Origin of the sequence: Rothia aeria (assembly GCF_016726365.1) — a bacterium.
In the GTDB taxonomy this organism is placed as follows: domain Bacteria; phylum Actinomycetota; class Actinomycetes; order Actinomycetales; family Micrococcaceae; genus Rothia; species Rothia aeria.
In genome coordinates, this window is sequence record NZ_CP068102.1 from 559693 (window position 1) to 584396 (window position 24704).

Annotated in this window: 22 protein-coding genes; 7 read left to right on the forward strand and 15 right to left on the reverse strand. The window is 55.3% G+C overall.

The features are described from left to right. Positions 1 to 35: 35 nt before the first annotated feature. The 7 genes from I6I94_RS02335 to I6I94_RS02365 form a co-directional block, all read right to left on the reverse strand. Complete coding sequence (locus I6I94_RS02335; protein ID WP_128087647.1) at positions 36 to 296, reverse strand: Txe/YoeB family addiction module toxin; 261 nt, start codon at positions 294 to 296, stop codon at positions 36 to 38. 2 nt (positions 297 to 298) lie between these two features. Next, positions 299 to 553, reverse strand: coding sequence for a type II toxin-antitoxin system Phd/YefM family antitoxin (locus tag I6I94_RS02340; RefSeq protein WP_128087646.1), 255 nt, complete (start codon positions 551 to 553; stop codon positions 299 to 301). 168 nt (positions 554 to 721) lie between these two features. Next, complete coding sequence (locus tag I6I94_RS02345) at positions 722 to 1045, reverse strand: DUF5713 family protein (protein ID WP_094758003.1); 324 nt, start codon at positions 1043 to 1045, stop codon at positions 722 to 724. Positions 1046 to 1169: 124 nt separating this feature from the next. Continuing rightward, positions 1170 to 1469 (reverse strand): hypothetical protein, encoded by a 300-nt coding sequence (locus tag I6I94_RS02350; protein ID WP_128087645.1) that lies wholly within the window; start codon positions 1467 to 1469, stop codon positions 1170 to 1172. A 287-nt stretch (positions 1470 to 1756) separates the two neighbouring features. After that, positions 1757 to 2893 (reverse strand): hypothetical protein, encoded by a 1137-nt coding sequence (locus I6I94_RS02355; protein WP_201620835.1) that lies wholly within the window; start codon positions 2891 to 2893, stop codon positions 1757 to 1759. A gap of 32 nt (positions 2894 to 2925) precedes the next feature. Next, positions 2926 to 6345, reverse strand: a complete 3420-nt coding sequence (locus tag I6I94_RS02360) for a bifunctional [glutamine synthetase] adenylyltransferase/[glutamine synthetase]-adenylyl-L-tyrosine phosphorylase (protein WP_236588903.1) — start codon at positions 6343 to 6345, stop codon at positions 2926 to 2928. A gap of 59 nt (positions 6346 to 6404) precedes the next feature. Continuing rightward, positions 6405 to 7745, reverse strand: a complete 1341-nt coding sequence (locus I6I94_RS02365; RefSeq protein ID WP_006888867.1) for a glutamine synthetase family protein — start codon at positions 7743 to 7745, stop codon at positions 6405 to 6407. A gap of 415 nt (positions 7746 to 8160) precedes the next feature. Here I6I94_RS02365 and I6I94_RS02370 point away from each other — a divergent pair, with 415 nt between their 5' ends. The 5 genes from I6I94_RS02370 (at position 8161) to panB (ending at position 13868) form a co-directional block, all read left to right on the forward strand. Continuing rightward, positions 8161 to 8607, forward strand: coding sequence for a hypothetical protein (locus tag I6I94_RS02370; RefSeq protein WP_128087642.1), 447 nt, complete (start codon positions 8161 to 8163; stop codon positions 8605 to 8607). A 183-nt stretch (positions 8608 to 8790) separates the two neighbouring features. Further along, complete coding sequence (locus I6I94_RS02375) at positions 8791 to 10167, forward strand: TPM domain-containing protein (protein ID WP_128087641.1); 1377 nt, start codon at positions 8791 to 8793, stop codon at positions 10165 to 10167. Beyond that, complete coding sequence (locus I6I94_RS02380) at positions 10160 to 11137, forward strand: TPM domain-containing protein (RefSeq protein WP_128087640.1); 978 nt, start codon at positions 10160 to 10162, stop codon at positions 11135 to 11137. The genes I6I94_RS02375 and I6I94_RS02380 overlap by 8 nt, the downstream gene beginning before the upstream one ends. A 282-nt stretch (positions 11138 to 11419) precedes the next feature. Beyond that, positions 11420 to 12928: a hypothetical protein gene (locus tag I6I94_RS02385; RefSeq protein WP_201620836.1), complete on the forward strand. Its 1509-nt coding sequence runs from the start codon at positions 11420 to 11422 to the stop codon at positions 12926 to 12928. 43 nt (positions 12929 to 12971) lie between these two features. Then, a complete protein-coding gene (gene panB, locus I6I94_RS02390; protein ID WP_128087638.1) occupies positions 12972 to 13868 on the forward strand; it encodes a 3-methyl-2-oxobutanoate hydroxymethyltransferase in 897 nt (298 codons plus the stop codon). Between the two features lie 113 nt (positions 13869 to 13981). Here the strand turns inward: panB and I6I94_RS02395 are convergent, their stop codons facing one another. Further along, on the reverse strand, positions 13982 to 14164 hold the full coding sequence (locus I6I94_RS02395; RefSeq protein ID WP_023134599.1) for a hypothetical protein: 183 nt from the start codon (positions 14162 to 14164) through the stop codon (positions 13982 to 13984). Between the two features lie 223 nt (positions 14165 to 14387). Between I6I94_RS02395 and map the strand changes: the two genes are divergently transcribed. Together map and ppgK are read left to right on the forward strand one after the other, a co-directional pair. After that, positions 14388 to 15284, forward strand: a complete 897-nt coding sequence (gene map, locus I6I94_RS02400) for a type I methionyl aminopeptidase (RefSeq protein ID WP_037235648.1) — start codon at positions 14388 to 14390, stop codon at positions 15282 to 15284. A gap of 131 nt (positions 15285 to 15415) precedes the next feature. Next, positions 15416 to 16207: a polyphosphate--glucose phosphotransferase gene (gene ppgK / locus I6I94_RS02405; protein ID WP_006888834.1), complete on the forward strand. Its 792-nt coding sequence runs from the start codon at positions 15416 to 15418 to the stop codon at positions 16205 to 16207. A 101-nt stretch (positions 16208 to 16308) separates the two neighbouring features. On the opposite strand, the gene nrdR is transcribed toward ppgK, so the two are convergent. The 7 genes from nrdR to I6I94_RS02440 all read right to left on the reverse strand — a co-directional run bounded on the left by nrdR (position 16309) and on the right by I6I94_RS02440 (position 24631). Then, complete coding sequence (nrdR, locus tag I6I94_RS02410; RefSeq protein ID WP_201620838.1) at positions 16309 to 16869, reverse strand: transcriptional regulator NrdR; 561 nt, start codon at positions 16867 to 16869, stop codon at positions 16309 to 16311. Between the two features lie 187 nt (positions 16870 to 17056). Continuing rightward, positions 17057 to 20593, reverse strand: a complete 3537-nt coding sequence (gene dnaE / locus I6I94_RS02415; protein WP_006888870.1) for a DNA polymerase III subunit alpha — start codon at positions 20591 to 20593, stop codon at positions 17057 to 17059. Between the two features lie 76 nt (positions 20594 to 20669). Continuing rightward, on the reverse strand, positions 20670 to 21638 hold the full coding sequence (locus tag I6I94_RS02420; protein WP_236588904.1) for an RluA family pseudouridine synthase: 969 nt from the start codon (positions 21636 to 21638) through the stop codon (positions 20670 to 20672). Positions 21639 to 21652: 14 nt separating this feature from the next. Next, positions 21653 to 22315: a signal peptidase II gene (lspA, locus tag I6I94_RS02425; protein WP_201620840.1), complete on the reverse strand. Its 663-nt coding sequence runs from the start codon at positions 22313 to 22315 to the stop codon at positions 21653 to 21655. 512 nt (positions 22316 to 22827) lie between these two features. Further along, entirely contained in the window at positions 22828 to 23373 is a 546-nt protein-coding gene (locus tag I6I94_RS02430) for a DivIVA domain-containing protein (protein ID WP_006888900.1), read from the reverse strand. Between the two features lie 255 nt (positions 23374 to 23628). Beyond that, entirely contained in the window at positions 23629 to 23928 is a 300-nt protein-coding gene (locus I6I94_RS02435; protein ID WP_006888913.1) for a YggT family protein, read from the reverse strand. Positions 23929 to 23941: 13 nt separating this feature from the next. Next, on the reverse strand, positions 23942 to 24631 hold the full coding sequence (locus tag I6I94_RS02440; protein WP_006888949.1) for a cell division protein SepF: 690 nt from the start codon (positions 24629 to 24631) through the stop codon (positions 23942 to 23944). Between the last annotated feature and the right edge of the window lie 73 nt (positions 24632 to 24704).

Sequence of the window (24704 nt, forward strand, 5' to 3'; positions counted from 1 at the left end):
CTTCTGAATGCGCACAGCCCCTTCCGAGATAGAACCTATACCCCATAGTGGTATCGGCATGAAGCTATGACAATAGAATCGTCAGTAAGCTTGTATACGAGACGGTGTTCATCAGTAATTCTGCGTGACCACCAGCCTGAAAATTGATGTCTGAGAGCTTCAGGCTTCCCTATACCTTCATTACCATTTCGTTCAACATCTTTGATCAGTAGATTAATGCGCTTGAGAACCTTCCGATCTTGCACCTGCCACCAGAGATAGTCACTCCACGCTGAATCGTCAAAAATAATTCTCACAACTATTCCTCAATCAGCTGATGTTCAGCCCCAAGACCAGCTTCAAGACGAGAGATGGATTCCATAAGACGACGTGCATTAGCAGGGGAACGCATAAGGTAGGCAGTCTCTTGAAGAGATTCATATTCAGACAAGGAGAGTATAACTGCCGGCTCGTGCCCCGATCGAGTAATAACAACCTCTTCGCGGTGGTCCTCAACGTGGTTAAGTACTTCAGCATACCGAGCCCGAGACTCGGTGTAAGACATGGTTTTCATAAGCTCATCTCCTTTTATGTACAGGATAGCGTACTTTTAATAGAGATATAGTGCAAGGAAGAAAACTGTGCTCGCTAGGGTTGAGGCAGCCCGAAGCCTCGCCGCTCAGGTTACTGCCCTTGAGCAACCTCTGAGACGACGAGGCCCTATCTGTAAAGTACGTGTAATTTACCAGTCACGCTCTGCGATGAGCTCTTCAATATCGAAGTCTTCCTCAAGCCCGTACTCTTTGAGGATGAGGTAGAAGGTCTCAGCGATAGACTCGCGTGCAACGGTCTCAATCTCGCTGTCTGCCTCATCGAACTCATCTGCGAGGGTGTTAATGTTCTTGGTGACTTCGTCGGCGCGGGCCTGGATTTTCTGCGGGTCACGTTCGCCCGCGTCCAAAAGCTCATCAAATTTCCGCAGCTCGTCAGCGACTTTCTGCACCAGGTGGGGCGGGTAATAGTCGTCGTCGCGCATATCGTAGACGTAGTCATCATTTTTCAGCATAGTTTTCCTTCAAAATTGTGAGGTGTGGCCCCGGCGGTTACCGGGGCTGAGCTTTATAATCCCATGCGCTAAATGCGGCGGGCAACCGGCTCGGTCATCACGGGTTCTGTGAGGGGCGGGCAACCTACCAGTTGCGGGCTGTGACGAATGCACGGATATCGAAATCGTCGTCAAGGTTGTGCTCTTCCAGGAAGAAGTAGACGGTGTCTGAAACGGAGTCACGCAGCAGCTCGGCGATAGCCTCCCCTTCTTCCCCAGACTCGCTAATAACCTTCTGGGTGGCGGCCACGATACGGTCGCATGCCTCCCCCAGCTTCTCGGAGTCGCGTTCCCCGTCCTGGAGCTTACGCTTGAGGGCCTGCAATGCGCCCATGCTGTGGATAATCTCATCTACTTTGATGATGTGCTCAATATTCGTATCCATAACAGCGCCTTCCTATCAACATATTTGGTGAATAATTTAGGCATGTTCGAGGCGGCAACCCAACGGCTGGACGGCGCCACAGAACGTGTCTATTAAGGATACGGCACGCAGACGCAGAGGAAGCTTCTGCTCTGGGAGACCGAGTTCCTGATGGGTGGGAGAGGTACGTTAAGGCTGTTTGCACTCCTACGCCCGCATTGTTAGCAATACCCTGAACTGGGCCTTCAAAAAGTTACTGTATTGTACCCTTCTGCGTTTCAAAACGGGCAACAGAATCTACGAGATCGTTAAGTTTCCGATGAGCAAACCTGAGGATTACGGGATTTAATAGCTTTCCGATTTATAGTAATAATTTTCCCACTGGAACGTTCTTCAAGCCATTTTTTCACAACTTGACCTTCTTCATCTTTTGTCTCAGCAAACCTTTTAAATAATACCCCGTCAATAGTATCTTTATCTTCACGGGTAACAAAAATAGAAAATTTCTCCCCCTCTTCACCAAGCACAGACCAGGATTCTTTTAAAGATTCTCGAATTTTATTCTTTTGATCATCTGTAAGATTATTTTCAGGAATGTTTCTCAAAACTCTATCACTTACTGAATTATTTGAAACCTCAAAGCATTCAGACCCATAACCTTTATAGTATAAATGCACTGGCCACATAAATGATAGAATAATTACAATGCTACCGGAATAACAAATAATTTTTGAAAGATCTATAGGTTTATCAGATTGGTACGTTTTATCTTCAGATTCTAAATCTCCAAAAAACAAAGCATACATGACATACGCAGAAGAGAAAGGTATAGCTAGTAAACCAAAAGCTAGCAAGATTCTACCCCATGACGTTTCTAGATCCAAAATACCCTCTTTAAAAAGATTCGGTGTTTTTAAAAATATTCCAGCAACCAACAATATATTGAAGACTCCGCTTGCAAACCATAAGAAAAGGAGATTGGCCTTCAGGCCACGGTTACCATCTACACTCTTATTAAATAAATAAACATTTAGGAGAATAAATATAGTCGTAAGAGCAGGGAAGATAGCTATGGATTGAAAATTAAATGCGCCTCCAACACCTTTTGACAGTAGGTAAAAACTTGTATTTACATTAAACCCTGATGATATCAACGACCATACTGCAATATTTATAACTGAAATTACAGCAGACACTGCAATAAAAAGACCAGAAATTTTCACCAACCTCTCTAAAATATCATTAACATTATATTTTTTCTTCATAGACTTCTCGGGTGAATTATTTTCCTCATCCCTATCTTCATCTTTATTTTCCTCACAATCTATTAGCTCTAAATAGGTATCTTGGTATCCCGAAGCACCTCTGATATTATCATTCATGTCTTTTAAAGTTCTAACAATCTCTGCTAACTGCTTCTCAGTTTCTCGGTTACGTCCAAACATTTCTCTCCTCATTTTCTTCTTAGGTTCTGTTCTTACCCTTCAAAGAAAAGCCTTTCGTAAACTTTCCTGGCATTTCGGGTAACTCGTAAATAGTCTTCTTCCAGTTGGCGGGCGCTGCCTGGGGAGTAGCCGCTCCAGCGGGCGACCGCCTCCAGGGCATCGCGCAGGGTGGGCAGCAAATCAGACTGGCGCACGCCACGCAGCACATTGCCGCCGCGAATCTTGGTCGCCAGCAGCCAAGCGTCCCGCAGTACTTCGGCGTCTTCGGCAGCCACCAGGTTTGCTTCCACGGCGGCGTTCAGCGCCTCCAGGGTTGAGGTGGTGCGCAGCCCCTGCACCTCATGGGCGTGCTGCAGCTGAATCAGCTGAACCAGCCACTCCACGTCAGAGAGCCCGCCGCGCCCCAGTTTCAGCTGCCGGGTGCGGTCTGCCCCGTGCGGCATGCGCTCATGCTCCACGCGCGCCTTCATGCGCCGCACCTGCTGCGCCTGCTCAGCCGTGAACTCACGCGGGTACCGGTACGGGTCAATCAGCTCAATAAACGCACGCCCCAGCTCCTCAGAACCAGCAATCGGGCGCGCCCGCAGAAGCGCCTGAAACTCCCAAGTCTCCGCCCAGCGCTCATAGTAGGCGCGGTACGAATCCAGCGAGCGCACCATCGCCCCCTGCTTACCTTCCGGGCGCAAATCTGCGTCTACCTCAAGCGGGCGTTCGGCCCGGATTGCCGGGCGTACCGGCTGTTTAATCAGCTGCATCAGCCTGTTTACAATACGGTTCGCCTGCGACTGGGCTTCCTCTTCACCGGCTCCTTCCACGGGGCGGTGCACAAACATCACGTCCGCGTCGGAACCGAAGCCGTTCTCGGCGCCACCCAGGCGGCCCATGGCGATCACCGTGATCTCAGTCAGCAGCGGGTTCTCCGGTTCCTCCTCGGGGATTTCCCTAATCCCGGCGGCTTCTTCACGTTCTTTCGCCGTTATTTCCTCACGCTCGGCTAGGGCGAGCGCCGCGCCGATGGTGCACTCGTCCACGGTCGCAAGCCCGGTGCACACCTGCTGCACGCCCAGCAGGTTCAGGGCGTCCCCCATGGCGATGCGCAGAATTTCGCGGCGGCGCAGGTACCGTACGGCGCGCATCGCCTCCGCGGAGTCGTCATGCCGCGACAGCAGCGAGGCTATCTCGGCTTTGAGCGCGGCCGCACCCAGCGGCTGCAGGTCGGCAACCTTATCGAGCCAGGTGATGGAGGTGGGCGCATCCTCCAACAGGTCGGTGATGTACCGGGAGCTTGAAAGTATGTGGCACAACCGCTCCGCAGCGGCAGGTGAATCGCGCAGCATGCGCAGGTACCAGCTGGTGGTTCCCAGCGACTCAGAAACAATGCGGAACCCCAGCAGCCCGGCGTCCGCGTCCACCCCGTCAGCAAACCACCCCAGGAGCACGGGCATCAGGTGCCGCTGAATTTCGGCGCGGCGGCTCACCCCGCTGGTGAGCGCCTGAATATGCCGCATAGCTCCGCGTGGGTCGCGGTACCCGAGCGCAGCCAGGCGGTCTTGGGCAGCTGATTCTGTGAGCACCACTTCGTCACGGCTCAAGGTTGAGACCGCCGCCAGCAGCGGGCGGAAGAAGACACGCTCGTGGAGGGAACGCACGTTCCGTTTGAGTTTCTGCCACGCCTTATACATTTGCTCCGCCGAGAGAGTACCCAGCCTCTCCGGGGAAACAAGCGAACGGGCCAAGGCGCGCCTCTCGTGCTCTTTGGCGGGCATCAGGTGGGTGCGGCGCAGCTGGGACAGCTGGATGCGGTGCTCCAGCAGGCGCAGTTTCTTGTAGTAGAGTGCGAATGTCTGCGCGTCGGCGCGGCTAATGTAGCTTGAACCGGTCAGCGCTTCTAAAGATTCGATGGTGGATTTGGTGCGTACCGTGGGGTCGGTGCGCCCGTGCACCAGCTGCAGCAGCTGAACCGTGAACTCAATATCACGCAGCCCGCCGGGGCCGAGCTTTATCTGCTGTTCCACCTGCGCTGAGGGGATATTGTCGGTCACGCGGGCGCGCATCGCCTGCACCGACTCAACGAAGGACTCCCGCGCCGCTGAGTCCCACACGAACGGGTCGATCGCGTGGGCGAAACGCCGCCCCAGGTGCGCCGAACCTGCAACCGGGCGGGCTTTCAGCAGCGCCTGGAACTCCCAGTTCTCCGCCCACCGCTTGTAGTAGCTCACGTAGGATTCGACGGTGCGCACCAGCGGCCCGTCCTTACCTTCGGGGCGCAGGTTCGCGTCCACCTCCCACAGGGGCGGCTCCGGGGCTGGGGCCATGATTACTTTCGTGAGGGTGTGCACCAGTTCCGTGCCGATCTGCGCGCACTCCTGCTCGGTGAGCGGCTCCACCCCCTCGGGCAGGTCACTGGCGGGTGCGGGGGCGATCACGTACACCACGTCCACGTCAGAAATATAGTTCAGTTCACGTGCCCCGCACTTGCCCATGCCAATAATTGCCAGATCCAGGGCATCCACGGATGCGCCACGCGCGGGGGCGGCGCACAGCCCCCCGCCAGCGCCTTCAGCGACTTCGGTGCGGGCGATAGCGAGCGCCCCCTCTAGGGCGGCGGCGGCAAGGTCAGCAAGGTGCCGTCCAATGGTGGGCATGAGCTCCACCGGGTCGGGTGAGCACACATCAATCAGCGCTATTTTTGCCAGCTCCGCACGGTAGGCCACCCGTAAAGCCACGTACCCGTCTTTGCCGGTGAGCTCTGCACGGGCGCGCGGGCGTTCAGCGTCCGGGTCGGCACCGACGGCGTGTAGCAGACGGGACCGGTACGGGGTATTAAGCGGGGCGCTCTGGGGAAGGGGGCTCTTCTGCGCCCGTTCCGGTGTTTTATTCGGCGTGTCTGTTTCGGGGGTATCTAGTACCGTTTTCGGGTGTTCAGTCGCCACCAGCTCCGTCTCGCCGCGCACCGTATCAGTGTCAAAGAGCGGGTCGATCGTCTGCGGGTGGCGGTACAGAAAATCTCCCACCGCCTGGGATGCGCCCAGCAGCCGGAACAGACCCATCTGTTTTTCGCCGCAGTTAGCCCGTTCAGCAACCGGCGGGTGTTTCTCAATCAGCCGCACTAACGCTGGTAGGGCGGTATCCGGTGAAGGCGCGTACCGCAGCCCCGCGAACAGGTTTACCCGGTCCACGGAGGCAAGCTCAGGGGCCTCTAGCCAGCGTTCGCTTTTGCCGGAGTCATAGAAACCCGCACTGACCATTTGCGCCCGCAACCGTGTGCGGGTGCGGCGCTGCTCCTCAGCCTGCTCGGTATCAGCGGGTTTAGATAAATCAGCGTCGGCTGCATCTGCCGCTCCCACCGCATGGGCAGCACCGGTGAGGTGGCTCTCGGTGCCAGATGCGGTGCCTCTGGGGTGCGTTTCCCGCCCGTTCTGGGGTGTATGCTCTGGTTCCGCTTGATTCATACTCACCTTCCCGGTACGTAGTACCCGACGCATCCCTCATAGCCTGCCCGCAAGCAGCGTTAGAGGATGCCCAGGTTGTGTTTAAGCTCGTACGGGGTCACCTGTGCCCGGTAGTCTTCCCAGTCGGCCCGCTTATTCCGCAGGAAATGCTCAAACACCTGCTCCCCCAGCACCTCAGCCATGAACTCGGAGTCCTCGGTCAGGTTAATGGCTTCCCGCAGCGACGCTGGCAGCGGGTGGTACCCCATGGCGCGGCGTTCAGCGGTTGTCATTGCCGCCAAATCTTCGGTCACCGCTGGCATCAGCTCATACTCGTTTTCAATGCCTTTCAGCCCGGCAGAAAGAATCACCGCATACGCCAGGTACGGGTTAGAGGCCGAGTCAAGGCCGCGGTATTCAATGCGGGCCGACTGCATCTTGTTTGGTTTATACAGCGGAACCCGCACCAGCGCAGACCGGTTATTGTGCCCCCACGAAACGTAGCTGGGTGCTTCCCCGCCGCCCCACAGGCGCTTATACGAGTTAATGAACTGGTTGGTGACCGCCGTGAATTCGGGGGCATGCTTGAGTACCCCGGCAATAAAATGCCGCCCCGTTTTTGAGAGCCGGTATTCGGCACCCGCCTCGAAGAATGCGTTGGTGTCCCCCTCAAACAGGGAGAAATGGGTGTGCATCCCACTGCCAGCATATTTGGTGAAAGGCTTGGGCATGAATGTGGCGTACATGTTTCGGGTAAACGCCACCTCTTTAATGACGGTGCGGAATGTCATTACATTATCGGCGGTTTGCAGGGCGTCGGCGTGACGCAGGTCGATCTCGTTCTGCCCGGGGCCGGTTTCGTGGTGGCTGAACTCCACCGAAATGCCGACCTCTTCCAGCATGGTCACCGCATTACGGCGGAAATCCTGCACAATCCCGCCGGGTGTGTGGTCGAAATACGACTCGTAGTCCACCGGGACGGGGAACCCGTCAGCCCCCAGCTCCGTGGATTTAAGGAGGTAGAACTCGATCTCGGGTGAGGTGTAGCAGGTGAACCCCATTTCGGCGGCACGGTTCAGGGTGCGTTTAAGAACGCCGCGGGTGTCGGATGCGCTCGCTTCCCCATCTGGGGTGAGGATGTCGCAGAACATGCGGGAGGTGTGGGATTCGGCGCCGCGCCACGGCAGGATCTGGAATGTTGAGGGGTCAGGCTGCAGCAGCATGTCTGACTCGTACACCCGGGAGAGGCCCTCAATGGACGAGCCATCAAACCCCAGCCCTTCCTCAAAGGCGCTTTCAACCTCGGCGGGGGCGAGCGCCACAGATTTGAGGGTGCCAACCACATCGGTGAACCAGAGGCGAATAAAGCGGATGTCACGCTCCTCAATGGTGCGCATCACGAATTCCTGCTGACGGTCCATATGTTTCTCCCTCGATCCGGGCGGTCGTTGAGTCGGCGGTGAGCGGTACCGGGCGCACACGCGTGCGCTGTCACGGTTTTGTCTCTCCTCTAGCCTATCGGGTTCTGCGGCGGAACGCCCAGGGTACAGGTTTCGTTTATGTAAATTCTGTGCGCCCGTGTTGCCTCTGCGGTGTGCAGGTTCCCATCGTTGCGCAGGCAGCCACAGCCACCAGTTCACGTTTCTAATTCCCGCCACCTCAATTCGTGCGCAACTGTCCGCCCCGGGTTTCTTCTCTGATGCGCATACAATAGGGCCTGTAGAATATGCGGAACGTGCGCGGAGCTCTAGGAAAACTCAGTCTGGAAAATGCGCTAAATCCTCATACCCATACACTACTAAGCTCCCGCACTAAACGAGGAAAAAGAGGGAACCCGTGGCTGACGAGCAGCGTATCTTAGATATTATTGATGGCCTAGAAGGGAACTTTACGGAGCAGGAAGCATACAGAATCTACATTGAGTTCTGCTTCCGTTTTATCCCCCGAATCGAGCATAAAATCCCCGAAAAACTCAGGGCACATCTTGAGGCTGCCGAAGGGTACTGGCACGCAGGAAACGTATCACCTCAAGCCCTTGAGAACGCCCGGGTGCTTATCTGGAAATATCTAGATTCACACAACCTAACATATGCTCCTCTTCGCAAATCAGCGGCCATCCGGTTCATGCACCAGCTCTTCTGGGATAAAGCAAATACGGATATTTGGGATCACTTTGACTGGTGCCGGGAGCTGCTGCCTCATTTGGGGTATAAGAACCATACGATCCTGCAAGAGCTGGAGTATGTGCTCTCCGAGGCCACACGAGAAGGTTTCGCCGCATAGCCACGCACTCATTTCTTCTAGGAATAGCGGGAGGGTGCCGCCCGCCAGAGCTGCACCGCAGACCCAGCACTACTTTGCAGACAGCACGCGGGGGGGGTAACCCTCGCAACCAACGCAGAATCAACGTACTTTATACTTATTTAAAGTATTTATTCTCCGAACTTTTGTGAGGAACAAGCGCTAGTGAATACTTTCCCTACCCACACGTGCACTGAGCGCATCCGCCGCACATTCCGCAGGACGCACCGCACCTTTCTGGCAATGGCGCTCGCTGCTGTACTAGGTGTTGGGCATACCGTGGTGACCAGTGTTGTTCTTCCGTCTGCTTCTTCTGCTGTAGTAGGCACCCGCACTTTTGACTCACGGCTGGATCCCGCGCATCCAGTCGTTGATAAAACAGGTGTGCTCAGTACGGAACAAATCCAACAGATGAGTGTTCCTCTTGCGGATGTCTCCGCGCGACGCGGGGTCTCGTTGCAGGTTGTGGTGATTGACAGGGCCGCCCCGGAATGGGCTGACAACTGGGGGCATAAATTTTTGCGGCAGAATGGTGCAGGCCCCGATGATAAAACTGCGCTGCTTCTCATAGAGCTGGACCCGCAGGGTACTGGTGATAAAAACGCCACCCCAGAAGCCAGTTTCCACTCTCTTAATATGCATTATCTGGGTGCCACTGAGGGCTCTGAAATAAGAAATAAAATAATAAACCCGCTCCTTGAAAAACGTGATTTTACGGGTATAGCACAGGCTATGGCTAAAGCTTTTGACAATAGCACAGGGTACCCAGATAAATATAATATTCAGCCCGCTCCGCAAACAGCCACGCCTACCCCATCACCTACACCTTCGCCCACAGCAGCGGGCCAGTCTGTTATGAAAACAGAGCTTAATCCTGAAGACCCAGTCTTTAGTCTCACATCGTACTCACTCACCGACCCGAAATTATGGCCCGAACTTATAAGTTTTAATAAAAACAACGACGCCCAGCTGTATGTTGTGCTGCTGACCAAACCAGAAAACCCATCAGATTTACAGGAGTGGGGCAAAGAGTTCTTACGCGTTAATAACGCCCCCGCACGCACTGCGGTGCTTGTCTGCCAGGGAGATGGGACACGTGATGATCCGCGAAAATGCTTGGTAACCACTAATGACAGCGGCTTCATCAGCGATAACTCATTACATAAGATTAATAATGACTACGTTAAAGAGAAATCAAACTACAACGATTTCGGGGGTATTATAAGAGCCGCCTTAGAAGGCATCAGAAAAGAATCGCTGGACGCCAAGACAAAAGCTGCTCCTAAAGAAAGTAACGGATTTTTAGATACCGTATTAGTATTTTTAATTATTGGTCTTTTTATCGCGTTTATATGCGCCGCTATTATAGGGTTCGGCAATTTTATTATTAAGGTATATCGCGGCTTATCCCGTATTTTTGCTGGCACACCAAAAAGTAACACACTGGAAGATAGCAACAAGCCCGACCAATCACGCACTAATATTCCGAATATCGACAAATTGGCCATAGAAAACTGGGAGAAATACAGTCTTAATGAGTAGCTTATTGAACAGAGTTATTGCTCACTATTCTTCCCACCGCAATCCGCAGGACGCCCCGCTCACATGTACGCGTGCGGGCGCGGGCAGCGTGTGCCGTTCCCGGTGGTCACAGCGAATCACTCAAATTGCCTTAGCTGTGGCTCTTGGGCTGGGTGGATCAGGCGCCCCACTGTTCCTCCCCTCTCCCGCAGCACCTGCCGCCCATGCTGAAAGCGTTTTCGAGCACCGGTTTGACCCCTCGCACCCTATTGTTGATAAGGCGGACGTGCTGAGCCAGCAGCAGGTACAGGAGGCCTCACAAAAGCTGACAAATATTCATTCAAAACGCCCGTTCCGTTTTTATATTGTGTTTGTAAAAACTGCGGTGCCGGATGCTTCCCCTACAGAGGTTCCCTCGGCTCCCTCGAGTGCATCCCCCAATGCCGCCCCGAAGCCTGCGGGTCAAACCCCGGAAGATAAGAAACGGATGCTGTGGGCGTATCAGTTTACTCAGAAGAATCATCTTGACGCCTATGATGCGCTGCTGGTGGTAGAAACGGACACCCATCAAGCGAGCCTCTACCATTCTCCACACGGTCCTTTGCAGAATGATGAAGCTCAAAAACTATACTCCGAGCACCCGGCAGACGGGGTGCCCTCCATTGAGAGCACTGTACATGAGGGAAAGTGGGATGCAACTCTTACCAGCCTCGAAGCTGCACTTCAGAAAGACGGCCTGTACGACCGCATTATTGCGGCACGGCCCTCCCCGCACGCGTTCGGCCCCGCGTATAACCCGGGTTTCGGGGAGGGCCCGGGCGCGGGCGGTAAGTGGAGCCCCAACCCCAGTGCTGAGGCGGCGCAGAGAAGTTCTTCACAAGATTCACCAAACAGTGCAGTGATTCTTGCGGTTCTCGGCGCTGTAGCTGCGGCAGGGGTTATTGGCTACGTGTGGATGCGTCGTCGCAGGCGCAACAAACCGGAAGACTAGTATGCGGGTGGCCATAGCTATGTCTCGTATTCGTAGGTTTTGTAACCGCAGCCTGATAGTGAGGTACCCGTGGTAAGAACAGGGTTAAAGTTATTGCGTCTGCTCTTTTCTGCTGTGCTCACAGTGCTTTTAGGTGCCACCTGTACTGTAGCCGCTGGTGTATTGTCCCCCGGTGTTGCACAGGCGACAGAGGTTTTCTCCGCCCCACTGGATTCTCAGCACGCAGTTATTGACCGCACCGGTCTTATTCTCACCGACAATGACCTTAAATATCTTGAGAGTATGACGCAAAAAATTGCCACCAAGTACAACGGTCACCTGTATATTGTGGTGATCGATAATACTGACGGCGGCAGCCCCAAACAACAGTCCGGCCAGCAACGCAGTGATGAAGAGTTGCAGGCGGAACGCATACGGTGGGGGCGTGATTTTCTGCAGCGTAATAACGCCCCCGATCATGCAGTACTACTGATAGCAACCGCCGATAACTATCAGATCTCTCTGGTGGCTAAAGACCCCTCGTGGCTCAGTGATGAGGATGCGCAATACCTGTACAAGTATGCGGAGATCGATAAATCTGCCGCCGATTGGGCACGGCATCATAGAAATAGTGACGCCATCGAGCAGGCAGGAATAAATGCTTCAACTCTTTTTGGCTCCCCCGGCAGGGAAGAGCCTCCCCAGCTCGCCCGTTATCAGAGGGATCAAGAGGCCTCCGCTAAAGCATCGGCTGAAGCCGATATCGGTGTAAAACCAGGTACTTCCTCACAATCCTCCGGGAACGAATCCCGGAAGGTAGGGATTATCCTCACCGCACTAGCCATACTTTTTGCTCCCTACGGCGCATGGATTATCTTCCGCTACCTCTGGGCGAGAAGAAAACAGCGCACGCACAAGACGCAAAAACATGAGGATACGTCAAAAGCACCCTCAAAGCGTGGGCCCACACCTAAAGGTTCCGTAGTGAAGGATGAGGTAGATACCCTAGGCGCAGCTATTGCCGCGGCCCACAACCGCCGCACCCAAGCTGCTGCGCTCATAGAACGTGCCCTGCTGGCGTACCGGGGCCTGCCACTTAACGATCTGCAAGCCATGAATAACCGTGCTGAAAAGCTGCTGAAACGTGCCAGCAATGAGCACACAGAATTGGCAGAAGCATCCTCCACAACCGACCAGCCGGTGAATACCCCCAAGACCCGGAAGAAGCTCAAAGAGCTACGCTCTTGGGTGGATGAGGCGAATGATCTTCTCGATTCTCTCTTTGAATCTCTGGAAGTTTTGGGGCGTTTGCCTCTGGCCGTGCGCGAATGTGAGACGGCGGCAAATACCCTGCTGGATGCTTTCTTATCTGAGGAAGTTTCCCATAATTTTTCGGTTGCCGAACAACAGCGGGCGGCGCTTCGCCGCACCCTGCGCGACCGTTTAGAAACCGAAGATTTCGCGCCGCTAGACTATATGTTCCGCGTTCTGGAGGACACCGCCTCCCTGCTGGCCCAGGAGCAGAAACTCATCGGTTCAAAGGCGCGCACAAAAACCCAGGAAAACCTAATAGGTGCACATGTGGCGCTGGCCGAGCAGTATATCGCATGCGCGCGCATAAGCACCAAAACGCAACCCGTGCAAGATAAGCAGAAGACAAAACCTGCCTCAGCAAACCGCTTGGAACGCGCTCAGTGGCTGTACCAGAGAGCTACTCAGCCTCTATCGACACGCAAGAAACCGCTGGCAGAACGATACCAGCGTTCTACCAGTGCCCTAGAGGCGGCACGCGCGGCGTTCACTAAACGCTAACGCAGGTACCGGTGCCAGGGGTTAGGCAGGATAAACTATAGGCATGAGTGAGAACGAAAACGCACCCTATGCAACGTCCACTGTAACGAACACTGCCGAGACACCCGGCATGGCCCAAACGCCCTTTAGCCTTGATACGGTGAAAAAAATCCGCACCATCCACCTGGAGCGGGCTAAGGCTGAGGGTGAGAAGTTCTCAATGCTCACCTGCTACGACTTTTCCACAGCGCAGGTTTTTGACCGCGCAGGCATTGAGATGCTTCTTATTGGTGACTCGGCCGCGAATGTGATGCTTGGTTACGACTCCACCCTAGCCATCACCCTTGATGAGATAATCCCGATGGTGGCCGCAGTATCACGCGGGGCGAAACGGGCAATGGTGGTCGCCGATCTGCCGTTTGGCACCTACGAGCAGTCGCCGCAGCAGGCGGTTGCTTCTGCGGCGCGCCTCATGAAAGAAGGCGGGGCGCACGCCGTAAAAATTGAGGCCGATGCGCGCATGGCCGACTGGGTGCAAGCCCTCGTAACCGCTGGCATCCCGGTAGTTGCGCACGTGGGGTTCACCCCGCAGGCTGAGCACGCCCTGGGCGGTTTCAGGGTTCAGGGCCGTCACGGTACCGCCGACCGGGTAGTTGAAGACGCCCGGGCACTCGCCGCTGCTGGCGCTTTCTGCATCCTCATGGAGATGGTAACCGCAGAAACTGCTGAACGTGTTAACCAGGCAGTGGGTGCGGTACCCACCATCGGCATTGGTGCGGGTAATACTGCTGACGGGCAGGTGCTGGTGTGGCAGGACGCCATGGGCGTGCGTCAAGGGCGGATGCCTACTTTCGTGAAGCAGTTCGCCCAAGTGGGGCAGCTGCTGGAGGATGCAGCTCGCGCTTACCGCTCTGAGGTACGGGCTGGCTCATTCCCGGCCGATGAGCACACATTCAACTAAGGCCAGCCCACAGCCAGCATGTTTTTTCCGGCTGGTTCCGTACGCATCATGTGTATGGGCCAGCCGGAAATATTTAACGCATCATTGAGGGACACCCCTACCGCTGGTGGGGTCTAGTCCTTCCACTGGTTATCCCATTCTTCGTTGCGTTTCTGGGCGGTTTCCATAGCGTGTTCCGCCTCTTCACGGGTCTTATAAGGGCCCCACAGGTGAGTGATCTTGCTCTGCTGCCCTTCTTCAACCTCCCCAGTGGAGGTGTTGTACCAGTATTCGGTCTCGTGGGGGCCGGGGGTCATATCATTTTTCAGGCTCACAGTCTCTCCTTAGTCTCACACTACATGAGTGTATCTATATGTACGGTATGTACCTTTCACGGTATCTTATCCGTGCTCGCTTCGCATGTGTTTACCCCCGCACCGCTGAAAACAGCGCGGAAAATAATACACCAGTTGGCAAAAGGTTCAGGATTTGGGTGTCTGCCCGGTCCCAGTGCGGGTGGGCGCCGCTAAAATATTAGGTATGGCTACTTCTCATAATCTTCCCGCAGAACCGGGTACCGCACCCGTAGGGTGCTTGGCCCCCGGCACCATCACCCCCATGCGTAAAGTACCGGCAGACATTGTTCGTCCCGAGTACGTGGGGAAACCCACCGCCAATGAGGGCAACGATTCAAATATGTACACCCCTGAAGAGGTTGAGAGGGTGCGTGCAGCCGGTAAGGTCGCCGCCGGTGCCATTGTGGAAGCGGCGAAGATTGCCGTCCCGGGGACAACAACCGACCAGATTGATGTGCTGGTTCATGAGTATATTTGTGATCACGGCGCCTACCCCTCCACCGTGGACTACCGCGGCTACCCGAAGTCGGTGTGTACCTCGCTGAATGAGGTGATCTGCCACGGCATTCCCGATTCTACGGTGCTTGAGGACGGCGACATTCTGAATCTTGACGTCACCGCCTACCTTGACGGAATGCACGGCGATACCAATAAGACTTTGCTGGTGGGCAACGTTGATGAGGAGTCCCGCCTGTTGGTTGAACGCACCGAAGAGGCCCTTAACCGTGCGATGAAAGCAGTTAAACCGGGCCGTCAGATTAACGTTATTGGCCGCGTGATTGAAAAATATGCGGCGCGTTTTGGGTACGGTGTGGTGCGTGACTACACCGGGCACGGTGTAGGCCGCGAATTCCATTCAGGCCTTATTATTCCCCACTACGATGCGGCGCCCGCCTACGACACCGAGATTAAAGAAGGCATGATCTTCACTATTGAGCCCATGCTGACCCTAGGCACCATTGAGTGGGATTTGTGGGACGACAATTGGACCGTGGTCACCCGTGACCGTAAACGTACCGCCCAGTTTGAGCACACCATGGTTGTCACATCAGACGGCGTGGATGTTCTCACCCTGCCTTAATTCAGCATTCCCTTCATAACGCAGACACAACAAGGAAAGAGAAACCCATGAGCAAGAGTACAGCGGCAAATTCCGCAGCCGAAGAGTCAGTAGAGTATGTCGATATCCCGGCGCCCACGCCGAAAGACCTAATGATCGGTATTGATATTGGCGGCACCGGGATGAAAGGCGGGATCGTTGATCTGCGCACCGGCAACCTGGTGTCTGAGCGTTTCCGCATCCCCACCCCGCAACCGGCAACCCCGCAGGCCATTGCCCAGGTGGCGCGTCAGATTGTTGATGAGCTTCAATCCCGCGATTTAGCGCCTGAACCTCACTCGGCTATTGGCGTTGATTTCCCCGCTGTGGTGAAGAACGGTGTGGTGTTCTCCGCCGCGAATGTTGATCCGACCTGGATTAACACTAACCTTGAGCAGCTCATCAGTGACGCCCTGGATTCAAGAGCTGTCTACGGCATTAATGATGCCGATGCTGCAGGTCTTGCCGAAGCCACCTACGGGCAGGGGCGAGACAAGATGGGGCTCATCGCCGTTATCACCCTGGGGACCGGTATTGGTTCCGCCCTCATTAATAACGGTGTGCTGGTGCCGAACACCGAACTTGGGCACCTTGAAATTGACGGGCACGATGCAGAATCCCGCGCGTCCGCCCGGGCACGCGAAGTCCATGAACTTTCCTGGAAGAAGTACGCAAGTAAACGTCTGCGCCGGTACTTCCAGCATGTTGAGGCACTGTTCTCCCCCGACCTTTTCATTATCGGCGGTGGTATCTCGAAGAACCCCGAAAAGTTCATGCCTTATTTTGAGGACGAGATTCGCACCCCCATGGTCATGGCAACCCTGCGCAATAATGCCGGTATTGTGGGGGCGGCACTGTGGGCTGGCGGTATGCTGCCCGAACGTCAACGCCGCGGGGAGGCGTAAAGAGCCCGCCGAGAAAACCTGCCAATAAGAAAGAGGTGTGCCCTACCGGTGTTCAAGTTCCAACCGGTAGGGCACATTAGTATACGTGGTGTAGGGTGGCCCTATAACAGGGTATCCTGCAGAGGAACCTCTTTAGGTTTTTTGGTGCTGGCCGTCTCCGTCTTGGCCTTGCGGGGTTTCGGTGCAGGTGCTTCAGCCTCGGGCAGCGCATCCCCCACAGCATCTTTACGGAGCAAAGCAATGGCCCCCTCAAAATCTTCAAGGTTTTCAAACGCCTGATACACACTGGCGAACCGCAGGTACGCCACCGCATCCAGCTTCGATAGCGGCTCTAGAATAGTCAGCCCCACCTCATGCGCGTTAATTTCGGCAAGCCCCTTGGCGCGGATACGTTCCTCTACCTCCTGGGCGAGCTTCGCCAGGTCATCCTCACCGACCGGCCTGCCCTGGCAGGCTTTACGCACACCCGAAGCGATTTTAGCGCGGTCGAACGGCTCGGTAACCCCGGAGCGTTTAATAACAGAAATACTGGTTGTTTCGACCGTGGTAAACCGGCGCCCGCAGTCGGTGCACTGACGGCGGCGGCGGATTGCGGCACCGTCATCGGTGGTGCGGGAGTCAACCACTCGGGAATCGGTGTGTTTGCAGTAGGGGCAATACACAGGGAGCCTCCTCGGTCGGACGGGGTATAACCGCCCACTGTGAGCATACTTATTCCCAGTGTACCCCGCTACAGGGGACCCTAACCGCATAGTTTGCTGTATATATGCCCTGAACGCATCCGCTTGAGCAGAGCCAAGCCCCTGCCGACCTCATCTCACGTCAGCTGCCTCATGAAGGCTCAACAGCCTAGCGGCGGATGCACCCGGGGCCGAAAATCGTCTTAATCTCACCGAATAAACTGGGGTTTGGTTCCACCCGCAGCTTAGCCTCCAACAGCACCAATTGTTCTTTCTCCCGACCGCGCAGGGCCAGGCGCACATCCGTCGAACCCCGATGATCAAGCAGCACATCCCGCAGGTGCACCAGGTTCGATTCGGTGGCACGATACTCGGGGATAGCGATCGTCACCGGGCCGGTACGCCCATCCTCGGTAAGCTCCAGGATCGTCAGCTCCTGGGCACTAATATTCACACTGCCGTCGTCTCGACGTTGTACACGTCCACGCACTGAGCAGATCAAATCATCAGCGAGTACCCCACCCACCGTCTCATAGGTGCGGGCAAAGAACATGACGGTGATCGTCACCCCCGAGGGGTCTTCCAGCTCGGCAGTGGCGTACTGGTTACCGCTTGACTTAGCGATACGCCGTGACACGCCCGTGAGCATCCCGGCGATTGTGACGAACTCGCCGTCTTTAATGTGGGATTCTTCCTCCATAATGTCGTGAATCGAGGTGCTGGACGCATCGGAAAGGGCGCGTTCCAGCCCGCGCAACGGGTGATCCGAGACGTACAGCCCCAGCATGTCACGCTCAAAGTTGAGCTTATCGCGCCGTTCCCACTCGGGAACATCAGGTACCGATACCGACAGATCCTCGCCCAGTTCCTCCCCCATCCCGAGGGAACCGAACAGGTCAAACTGCCCGGCGGCTTCCTTACGTTTCACCGAGACAGCCGCATCAATTGCCTCCTCATGCATGAGCGCAAGAGAACGGCGGGTATGCCCCAGATCGTCAAACGCACCCGCTTTAATGAGCGAATCAATGGTGCGCTTATTGCACACGCTCAACGGCACTTTTTGCAGGAAATCGCTGAACGACTCATACCGGCCCTTCTCATTGCGGGCGGTAATCATACCATCCACCACGTTCGCGCCCACGTTACGGACTGCGCCCATGCCGAAGCGGATATCGTCACCCACCGGGGCGAACGTTAGCTCCGATTCATTCACATCAGGCGGCAGCACGGTAATACCCATACGGTGGCACTCGTTCAGGTACATGGCAAGCTTATCTTTGTTATCGCCCACACTGGTCAGCAGCGCAGCCATGTACTCCTGCGGGTAGTGCGCTTTCAAGTATGCGGTCCAGTATGAAACCAGCCCGTAAGCAGCCGTATGAGCCTTATTAAACGCGTAATCGGAAAACGGCAGCAGAATATCCCACAGGGCTTTTACCGCGCCCTCAGAGTATCCGTTCGAAATCATGCCATCGTGGAACGTGGCGTACTGTTTATCCAGCTCAGCCTTTTTCTTCTTACCCATTGCGCGGCGCAAAAGATCTGCCTCACCAAGGGTGTAATTCGCCACCTTCTGGGCGATCGCCATCACCTGTTCCTGGTACACGATCAAACCGTACGTGGTACCCAAAATATCGGAAAGAGGCTCCTCCAGTTCGGGATGGATCGCCGTAATCTCCTGCTTACCGTTCTTGCGCAGCGCATAGTTCGTATGCGAGTTCGCCCCCATCGGCCCGGGACGGTAGAGAGCAAGCACAGCGGAAATATGCTCAAACTCTTCAGGCTCCATAAGCTTCAGAAGCGAGCGCATCGGTCCGCCATCGAGCTGGAACACGCCCAGCGTATCACCGCGCGCCAGCAGCTCGTAGGATGCTTTATCGCTCAGCTCAAGCGTCTCTAAGTCGAGGTCAAAATTACGGTTAGCTTTAATGTTTTCAATAGCGTCCGAGATGATGGTGAGGTTACGCAGCCCCAGAAAGTCCATCTTAATCAGGCCCAGCCCCTCACAGGTGGGGTAATCAAACTGGGTGATCACCTGCCCATCTGCTTCACGGCGCATCACAGGGATGACTTCGGTGAGTACCTCCGAGGACATAATCACACCGGCAGCGTGCACGCCCCACTGGCGTTTTAGGCCTTCAAGGCCCTGAGCGGTTTTAAAAACCTTGCCCGAAACGTCGTCGGTTTCGATGAGCTCACGCAAATCTCCTGCTTCGGCGTAGCGTTTATCGTCTTTGTTGTAGACGTTCGCTAGGGCAATGTTCTTTCCCATCACATCCGGCGGCATTGCCTTGGTGAGCCGCTCCCCCACCGAGTAAGGGTACCCCATCACTCGGGAGGCGTCTTTGAGCGCCTGCTTCGCTTTAATGGTGCCGAAGGTGACGATCTGCGCGACCTTATCTTCACCGTACTTCTCAGTCACATAGTGGATCACCTCGGGGCGGCGGCGATCGTCAAAGTCCACGTCGAAGTCAGGCATTGAGACGCGGTCAGGGTTCAGGAACCGCTCAAAAATCAGTTCGTGCCGCAGCGGGTTCAGCTCGGTGATGCGCATAGCGTACGCAACCATCGACCCCGCACCGGAGCCACGCCCCGGGCCCACACGAATATTATTGCGTTTCGCCCAGTTAATGAAGTCCGCCACCACCAAGAAGTAGCCGGGGAAGCCCATTGAGGTAATAACCTCAACCTCATAATTCGCCTGTTTACGTACCTCATCAGGGATGCCGTTGGGGAACCGGTAATGCAGCCCCGCCTCAACTTCTTTCACGAACCATGATTCTTCGCTCTCTCCCTCAGGCACCGGGAAGTTCGGCATATAGTTCGCTTTGGTGTTGAACTCGACGTTGCACCGCTCAGCGATTTCGAGGGTGTTCTCGCATGCCCCGGGAATATCGCCAAAGATGGAGTACATCTCCTCAGGTGAACGCAGGTAAAAGTTATCCGCATCAAATTTGAAGCGATTGGGGTCTTCCAGGGTTGAGCCTGACTGTACGCACAGCAGCGCCGCGTGCGCATTGTAGTCTTCGTGTTTGGTGTAGTGCAGATCGTTAGTTGCCACAAACGGCAGGTCAAGTTCTTTAGCGAGGCGCATCAGATCAGCAGCCACATTTTTCTCAATAGACAGGCCGTGATCCATCACTTCACAATAGAAGTTACCCTTACCGAAAATATCGCGGAATTCTGCGGCGGCAGCAACCGCCTCCTGATACTGTCCCAGGCGTAGACGCGTCTGAATCTCACCTGAAGGGCACCCGGTGGTGGCAATCAAACCTTTGGAGTAAGTTTGCAGCACCTCACGGTCCATGCGCGGCTTATACAGCTGCCCTTCCAAGGAGGCGATAGAGGAAGCCCGGAATAGGTTGTGCATACCCTCGGTGGTTTCCGCCCACATGGTCATGTGTGTGTATGCGCCACCACCAGAAACATCATCGCGGGAACCGTCTCCCCACCGCACACGGGAACGGTCACTACGATGCGTTCCGGGAGTCAGGTACGCTTCCACCCCGATAATGGGTTTCACGTCATTAGCTTTTGCCTGCCGCCAGAAGTCGAAGGCGCCGAATAAGAAACCATGATCACTGGTGGCGATGGAGTCCATACCGAGCTCACGGGTGTGCGTAAAGAGGTCACTCAGTCGCGCGGCACCATCCAGCATGGAGTATTCGGTGTGCACATGCAGGTGTGCGAAGCCTTTTTTCGCCACGGTCTCTCCGTTCGTTCGCTATCTAGTACGTCACTGGTTGTTCGTGCGGCGCAGAGGCTGTTCCGCACTCGTCACCTTATCCTCGCCGAATATTCCCCTCACGGAGCGCTTCTAACGCGTAGGTCAAATCACGCGGGTAGGGGCTCTCAAAGCTCATTCTCTCACCGCTGGCGGGGTGCGTAAAACCCAGCCGGTGGGCATGCAGCCACTGGCGGGTTAGCCCCAGCTCTGCGCTCAGTGTGGGGTCTGCCCCGTAGGTGAGATCCCCGCAGCAGGGGTGGTGGAGCGCTGAAAAATGCACACGGATCTGGTGGGTGCGTCCGGTTTCAAGGTGCACCTCAACCAGGGTGGCCGGCCCGAATGCCTCTTGCGTTTCGTAGTGGGTGATGGATTCTCGCCCGTCCTCTACCACCGCAAACCGCCATTCACTGCCTGGGTGCCGTCCAATCGGGGCGTCGATAGTTCCTCGCAGCGGGTCGGGTAGCCCCTGCACTAGCGTGTGGTACACCTTCTCCACTGTGCGTTCTTTAAAGGCACGTTTAAGCTCGGTGTAGGCGCGCTCGCTGCGGGCGAGTACCATAAGTCCGCTGGTTCCCACGTCCAGCCGGTGCACGATGCCCTGCCGCTCGGCGGCACCGGAGGTTGTTACGCTAATTCCTTCTCCCAGCAGGGCCGACGGTACGGTTGGCCCGTGCCATCCCGGCGAAGGGTGCGCCGCCACCCCGGCGGGTTTATCAACTACCACAATGTCGTCGTCGCAGTAGACGATGGAGAAGCCGTCTACTTTTTCGGGGCGAATATCCGCCAAATCACGCGGTGCGGGGGCGTTTACGCTCACCAGTTCCCCCACCGACAGTTTATGAGATTTGCCGATTTTAACTGGCTGGTGAGCCCGGGTGAGACGCACATGCCCATCTCGGATCCATGCGGAGGCTCGGGTGCGGGGAACATCAAAGACCCCCGCAAGCGCCGCATCTAGGCGCATTCCAGCGATGGGTTCGCTCACTTCAAATTCAGCGTGAATGCCTTCTTCGTTCTCTCGCATATGCCCTGTACCGCTCATGCCGTTTCCTCCAGGTCGCTGGGGGTGTCATCGGTGTGGTGTTCCGGTGTGGTGCGCTGAGGGCTTTCGGCACGAGTTCCGGCGAGGGTCATCCCCCTAAAGTTCAAAAGCACGATCAATGCCATGCATACGCATATCGCGGAGTCAGCGATATTGAAAATGGCGAAGTTTGGTACTGAGATAAAATCCACTACATGCCCGGTTCCAAAACCAGGCTCACGGAAAAGACGGTCAAAAAGATTTCCCAGGACCCCACCGAGCAGGCCTCCCAGTGCCAGTACCCACCCCAGAGCCCGGGTTTTACGAAGCGTATACACCACCACTACCGCTGCGACAGCCATAATAAGGGTGAACACCCAGGTGGCCCCTTCACCGAACGAGAATGCCGCACCGGAATTACGGATTGAGTACCACCACAGCAGCCCCTCAATAACGGGGGTACGCTCCCCTATCTCCATGCGGGTTACCACTAAATATTTGGTCCCCTGGTCGATAATAAAAACGGTAGCTGCTAGAAGAAGGGCCAGCGTCCAAGCACTACGTGTACTAAAAACGCGGCGGGATATGACGTGCGGTCGCGGGCTGCCGGTAGATCCGCTGCCGGATTCTGCGGCTTGTTCTTTGGAGGTGGTTGCGGCGTGTGTGTGCTCGTCCTTCATGCGGCTCCTCGTTCAGTAACTGACGGGGGTGGCCCCGCACCCTCTAGCTTATCGCATCTTAACTACTGCACCAGTAACCTATAGAGTTCAGGGGTCCGGGCAGCAGCAATATAGATACTAACTGCAGATAGCTACTCCCCTATTAATTCTTTACAGACCTGCGAGCTATTAATAAGGTCTGGCACCAGCAGCATTCTCGCAATGCATATAATACGGTTATTAAGAATAGTCTTTTCTCTTATTATCGTGCATTAAAAACGTTCGAACGTATCATTAAGCAACGATTAAGGTATACATAAAGGTTACATATAGAAGCAGGCGAAAAAATATTCACTATTGTGCGGCACAAAGAATGCTCAACCGCTTAAAACATTGACCAGAATATAACCGACCGCCCGCATCCCCAATTCATAAACTCGCCCGCCATAAGGCGGTTAGGGAACACAGGCGGCCGCCACGCGTCACAGTAAGAGGCGCGGGTACCATAGGTACCGTAACCAGTACCTCTTCTTTTAGTACCTCGCTTCAGCCTCGATGCTCTTCAGGTGACGCAGATCGTCTAGCTGCCTGTTCAGGTGCTCCTGGAGCTGAGTACGGTAGCGGGACTCAAAGCCACGTAGCGACTCAACGCTGCTCTTAAGATTTGCCTGCTCCTCCTTCAGAGCCGACAGAGCTTTCTCACGCTTAATCTCGGCCTCAACTACCAGCTGGTTAGCTTTCTTCTCGGCCTCAGCGATCAGTTCAGCCTTCGTGCGCTCACCTTGGCTCACGTAATCATCGTGAACCTTCTGAGCCATGGCCAGCAGGCCAGCAGCATCCTGAGAACCACCGCCGGCGGGGGCAGCCGCTGCTGCAGTGGTCTCGGAGGTCGATGCGCCGCCCTTACGCGACTCACAATCTTCAAGCTTGCGCCTGAGTGAATTATTCTCAGCATTCAGACGACGCAGCTCGCCTACCAGTTCGTCAAGAAAATCGTCGACCTCATTCATGCTGTAGCTGGGTCCAACGTTAACGACCTTGAAACTCTTGTTAATCAGGTCTTCGGGGGTAATAGCCACTGGGGTTTCTCCTCGGAAGTTAAACAATGAATCCGCACGGATGGGCCGCACGAAATCGGTATACCGTAATTATTCTACCCCCCTTTGGGTGGCAAAATCGCCTTTAACGGGCCGATAAGCGAAAACCATTTACACCTAAAGCAAAACTTGACGCTATTCCAGGGTTTTTACTGACCCGTCAAAGAGAGGCATATCACCTTAAGATTTAGGAGTTTTAAGTCCAAAATTTCAAGATCCCTATCGGACTGGTATCCCCTACGACGTAATAGCCGTCAGATACTGTAGCCCATTCAACAAAAAACTCACCGCAATAATAAGAATCAAAAAACCCATATCAAGGGCCACGTTCCCCAGCCGAAGCGGAGGCACCACCTTCCTCAGAAGGTTCATTGGCCAGTCAGTCACCCCGTACACCGCAGAAGCCACGACCAACACTGGCCCGCGTGGGCGCCACGTGGGGGAAAAAATACGCACCCAATCAAACATCATGCGCAGCAGAAGCCCAATGTACAACACGTACAGGGCGATTGTCAGCACCGCAAAAAGATAACCCATCGGGCAAGATCCTCTAACCCTGGTCGAAGGGAACTAGTCCCTCATCGTCAAAGGCCTGCGGCATATCATCACTACTGGTAATACCGAGAACCTCCAGGTCAGAAGGAGTGAGCAGGAAGACTTTGGCAGTCACCCGCTCAATACGGCCGTTAAGCGCGAACACCAACCCCGAGGCAAAATCCACCAAGCGTTTCGCGTCCGCATCCGGCATATCATCAACGTTCATAATGACGGGGATATCCTCACGGAATGCCTCACCAATAATCTTGGCGTCATTATAGGATCGGGGGTGAATAGTAGTGATGCGGCGCAATTCGTCCTCTTCTTCCTCACTGGGGTAATCGTCAGCACCGTAGTCCTCGGGATACTCCTCGGCCAGCTCGCCGTCTTCGTAGCCGTACTGATCCTGCGTGTACTCGACCTCTGCGTTGTCCTGCACCGTATCATCCTCCCAGTGGTTATCTGCGGAATTATCATACCCCCGATCCGCGGCCGCGGAAGACTCCTGACGCGCGTAGCGACGTTTATGCCCTCCATCTAACGGGGTGGGCAGAGCGTTCAGACGTGCCGACGACTCTTCAGGCTGGGCGGAAGTAGCAGCTCCCTCAGCCTCGCTATTCCCCTGATGTTCATGAGCACCTTCATACTCTGCAACACCAAAGAACGAGGTAATTCGGGCTATACCGCCGCCCTGTTTAGCCATACTATAAATCTCGCTTCGCAGTCAGTCAGATGGAAATAATCCCGTTTAAAACACATCCAGGAGGCGGATGCCG